The 238-nt window shown below is 51.7% G+C and carries 1 rRNA gene; it reads left to right on the top strand.

Going from position 1 to position 238, the window contains the following annotated elements:
- Positions 1–238, top strand: a 16S ribosomal RNA gene (locus ACTHSQ_RS11440); the annotation flags it as partial.

Here is a 238-nt window from a genome sequence, read left to right as displayed (position 1 = left end):
GGCGAAAGCCTGATGGAGCAACGCCGCGTGCAGGATGAAGGCCCTCGGGTCGTAAACTGCTTTTATAAGTGAAGAATATGACGGTAACTTATGAATAAGCACCGGCTAACTACGTGCCAGCAGCCGCGGTCATACGTAGGGTGCAAGCATTATCCGGAGTGACTGGGCGTAAAGAGTTGCGTAGGTGGACAAGTAAGCGAATAGTGAAATCCGACGGCTCAACCGTACGGACTATTAC

The sequence above is a fragment of the Neisseria sp. P0009.S008 genome (assembly GCF_051958615.1).
Classification (GTDB): Bacteria; Pseudomonadota; Gammaproteobacteria; order Burkholderiales; family Neisseriaceae; genus Neisseria; species Neisseria subflava.
This window is presented reverse-complemented; position numbering and strand designations above follow the sequence as displayed.